The sequence below is a fragment of the Roseovarius sp. genome (assembly GCF_018066915.1).
In the GTDB taxonomy this organism is placed as follows: domain Bacteria; phylum Pseudomonadota; class Alphaproteobacteria; order Rhodobacterales; family Rhodobacteraceae; genus Roseovarius.
Genome location: NZ_JAGPVV010000286.1, coordinates 1 through 4046, shown reverse-complemented (window position 1 = coordinate 4046; position 4046 = coordinate 1). Strand labels below are relative to the sequence as shown.

Below are 4046 nucleotides of genomic sequence, written 5' to 3'. Positions count from 1 at the left end.
TTCACGACCGAGGCTGCTGCCGTGGCCGCCCTGCGTGGACGGGAGTTCTGATCATGAGCGACGGGAAAGCCGGGGAAAAGGAATACAGTTTCGCGCCCAGGCGGCGTGCATCTCTCGGGCTGAGACTTGGTCTGGGTGCGCTCCTATTGGCGGGAACGGCCATAATTGCCTACCCGCTTGTGCAAGGCAGCGGCATCACTTCTGCCGTTGAAACATCGAAAGCCGACGACTTTCAGGATCAGGTCGACGGCGACGGGTTTGGCCGCATGACAGCCGACGCTGAACCGACCGAACAAAGATCGGAGCCGAGGTTCGATCCCGGACCAATCGAGGATGAACTCGCGGCGCAGCGCCAAGCCCTCGAGGAACAGAACGCCAAGCTTGCGAGCGACGTGGTCGCCCTACAAGCCCAGTTGTCAAGACTGGCCGAGGCCCCTGCCCCCGACAATTCCGCCGAGCTGGCCGAAGCGCTGCGCTCGGTCCAGGAACAGAACACGGCGATCATCGCCCAGATGCAAAGCGAGATGGACACCCGATTGGCAGAAGCCGATCTTGAAGCGCAAAAGCGTATCGCGACGCAGGTTGCCGCACGCGCACGTGTTGCCGATGGCCGGATGGAGCAGTTGATGGAGCAAATGCTCGGACTGCAGCGCCAGAACGACGCCCTGCAACAACAGATCGATGACGGTATGAGTGACGCTCTACGCGCGCAAACCGAGCGCGATCAACTCGCCGCCGAGGAAGCCGCGCGGCGGGCTGAACTGGACCGTCGGCGTGCCGAGGCGGCGGCGCTGCGCAACACACAAATCCGGTCCGAAGGGGTGATCTTTGATGCGGGCGGCCAGACGGGCAGTCCGGCATCCGACCCCGAGAGGGGGCCCGCGGTCGGAGATGCAGCGGCGCGCGCCTTCGTGTTGGACGGTGCCCTGCCCGTTCAAGTCGCGACAGCGGAGGTTATCGCCAATCCTTCCAATACGGTGCTGCAGGGCACGCTCATTCAAGCGTCACTGGAAACCGCCATCGAATCCACATTGCCCGGACAGATTACCGCCATCGTTAACTACCCGGTCTGGAGTTTCGATCAGTCCCGCGTTCTCATTCCCGAAGGCTCCCGCCTCTTCGGGACCTATAATTCGAATGTCTCTTTGGGCCAGGCCCGCATTCTGGTTGGCTGGTCACGCATCGTCACACCCGAGGGGCAATCGGTTCAGCTCGCCGCATTTGGCGCGGACGATCAGGGCCGCTCGGGCGTGACGGGCTCCGTGAACTCCCGCTTTGGGCTGCGCTTTGGCACAGCCGCATTGCTCTCGATCATCGGCGCAGGACCGGCAATCGCCGCATCCGAGGCCAGCTCCGAGACCGGATCAGAAATTGCCGAGGATGTCGCGGGCAGTTTTACGCAAACCACCGATGCGGTGATCGGCGAATATGCCACGCTGCCTCCGATTATTTCGGTCCAGCCCGGGGCCGCGATCAGTGTGATCGTCGACCGTGATCTCGAGTTCTATTAAGTGCGTTTCAGGTTCGACAAAATAATCATATGTCGAAACACGCGTTCGCCCGAAGGGAGAGGCCGCGTGTCTCAAAGCAACACAAACCTGAAATGCACAGGCGGCCAGCCATGAACCCGGCGGCAGAAAAAGCCAGTTTTCTTTCGACCTATCTAAAACCTCTGGCTGCACCGCTCGCCGATCCCTGCGTGGTCGAAATAGCGGTTAATCCCGATGGAAAGGTCTGGGTGGAAACCCGGGGGGCTGAGCATATGGTTGGCCTCGCGGGCGTGTTCTACTCCCCTGCCCAAGCCCGGGACCTTGCAACATCCATTGCCAGCGCCACCCACGGACAGATCAGCGAGAAAAAGCCGCTCGTCTCCGGCAAGATCGAGATGAACGGCAAGCCGATCCGGGCACAGGTCGTCTATCCACCGGTCGTGGATGGCGGGCCGTCGATCACCTTGCGCCGCTACAGTGAAGACCAACTCACCTTGGGCGACATCGGTCTGTTGCACGGTGCACTGGTGGACCTGGACGCCGAACGACAGGAAAAAGCCGAACGGGTGATCGCGCTGACCCAAGCGGGGGATATTCGAGCCGCCATGAAACTCTGCATCGATGAGCGGTTGAACATCATGATCAGCGGCGGGACGTCCACGGGCAAAACGACTTTTGCCCGGGCACTTCTCGCGCTGGTGACCGAGGCGGAACGTATCGTGACCATCGAGGACGCATTCGAGCTCTTTCCTCCACAGCCCAATCGCGCGATGCTCAAGGCTGACCGTATCCCCTCAAGTGAACGCACCGCGGCCAAATTGCTGGAGACCTCTTTGCGCATGCGTCCTGACCGGATCATTCTTGGCGAATTGCGCGGCGATGAGTGCAAGACCTTCCTCGACGCGATCAACACCGGCCATTCCGGCTCTTTCACCACAATTCACGCAGATACGGCGCAAAAGGCGCTCGACCGCCTTGCCCTCATGGTCATGTCTGTGGGCATCAATATGAGTTTTGAGGAGGTAAGGCGCTATGCCGCCTCCAGCATCGATGTCGTGGTGCAGCTTGGGCGCAAGGACGGACGGCGCGGGGTCGAACAGGTGTGGGTGCCTGGTATCGAAAAATCAGAAGTGACCAGCTGAAGGATGTTTGGAAGCGTGCGCATTGAGTACTTTCGGACGGTAATCTCTCCCGTCTTGCTACAACATAAGCGCGTTTGCACTTGATCGCATTGATTGCGATGATTACACTCCTCTCAGGAGGATATCATGGCAAGCATTACCATCCGGAACCTTGACGATGACGTGAAGCGCCGCCTTCGCATCCGCGCGGCCGAACATGGCCGTTCAATGGAAGAGGAGGCACGAGAAATCTTGCGCCATGTCGTCGGCGAAGCGAAGCCCTCCCACGATCTTGCCGCGGCCATCCGCGCACGGGTCGCACCTCTGGGTGGCGTCGATCTCGACCTTCCGCAGCGTGAGGCCATGCGTGAACCGCCCGCATTTGATCGGGCCTGAAGCATGATCATCCTCGACACGAATGTCATCTCCGAGCTTTTGCGCCCGGCCCCGGAGCCCAAGGTCGAACACTGGTTGTCGGCCCAGGACGGGCTCAACGTCTACCTGACCTCGATATCGGAGGCGGAGCTGCGCTATGGCCTCGCGATCATGGGGAACGGCAAGCGCCGCGCCGCGCTGGTTGACGCCGTGGACCGTATCCTGCGGGAAGACCTTGCCGGTCGCATTCTGCCCTTCGACAGCGACGCCGCGCAGGCCTACGCCACCATCGCCGCCGCACGTCGCGCCGCCGGGCGGCCAATTGCCCAGGCCGATTGCCAGATCGCCTCCATTGCCCACGCCTGCGGCGCCACCGTCGCCACGCGCAATACGCCTGACTTCGAGGGCTGCGAGATCGACCTGATCAACCCCTGGACAGCCGCATGAACGCCGTTGAAATCGAACAAGCCGTTTCCGAACTCGCCGAGCAGCCCTTTGACGCGGCCGAATTCCCTTATGCCTTCCTCTTGGCCTTCGGCAACAAGGACACGACGATCAAGCGGCTGCGCACCGGCGCGTCGAACAAGTCCGACTTTGATGGCCCTTGGGGCGGCGTCCTGCAAACCAACAACATCCACCTTGCCACCTGCGCGCCGGGCAACATCGCGGCGACCCTGACCGCCCTTCGCGACAGCCCCGCGACCACCCGCGCCAAGGCGAAGTTCATCCTCGCCACCGATGGTATCGACCTCGAGGCCGAGGATATCACCACCGGCGAAACCATCGCCTGCCGCTACACCGATTTCCCCGACCATTTCGGCTTCTTCCTGCCGCTCGCCGGTATCTCCACCGTCAAGCAAATCCGCGAAAGCGCCTTTGACATCCGCGCGACCAGCCGCCTCAACCGGCTCTATGTCGAGCTGATCAAGGACAATCCCGACTGGGGCAGCGCTGACAAACGCCACGACATGAACCACTTCATGGCGCGGCTGATCTTCTGTTTCTTCGCCGAAGACACCGACATCTTCGTCAGCGACAACCTGTTCACCGCCACCATCGA

General features: G+C 61.4%; 5 protein-coding genes. All 5 read left to right on the top strand.

Features of this window, described 5'->3' with window-relative positions; genetic code table 11:
- The first annotated feature begins 53 nt into the window (after positions 1-53).
- Positions 54-1511 (top strand): TrbI/VirB10 family protein, encoded by a 1458-nt coding sequence (locus tag KBT70_RS16035; RefSeq protein WP_296636258.1) that lies wholly within the window; start codon positions 54-56, stop codon positions 1509-1511.
- A gap of 110 nt (positions 1512-1621) precedes the next feature.
- Complete coding sequence (virB11, locus tag KBT70_RS16030) at positions 1622-2632, top strand: P-type DNA transfer ATPase VirB11 (RefSeq protein ID WP_296636254.1); 1011 nt, start codon at positions 1622-1624, stop codon at positions 2630-2632.
- A 126-nt stretch (positions 2633-2758) separates the two neighbouring features.
- Positions 2759-3007: a plasmid stabilization protein gene (locus KBT70_RS16025; protein WP_009819916.1), complete on the top strand. Its 249-nt coding sequence runs from the start codon at positions 2759-2761 to the stop codon at positions 3005-3007.
- A gap of 3 nt (positions 3008-3010) precedes the next feature.
- The gene (locus KBT70_RS16020; protein ID WP_009819915.1) at positions 3011-3433 is read left to right on the top strand and encodes a type II toxin-antitoxin system VapC family toxin; all 423 of its coding nucleotides are present in this window, start codon (positions 3011-3013) and stop codon (positions 3431-3433) included.
- Positions 3430-4046: type IIL restriction-modification enzyme MmeI (locus KBT70_RS16015; RefSeq protein WP_363270800.1), on the top strand; the 617-nt coding region annotated here is incomplete at its 3' end. The genes KBT70_RS16020 and KBT70_RS16015, both read left to right, overlap by 4 nt.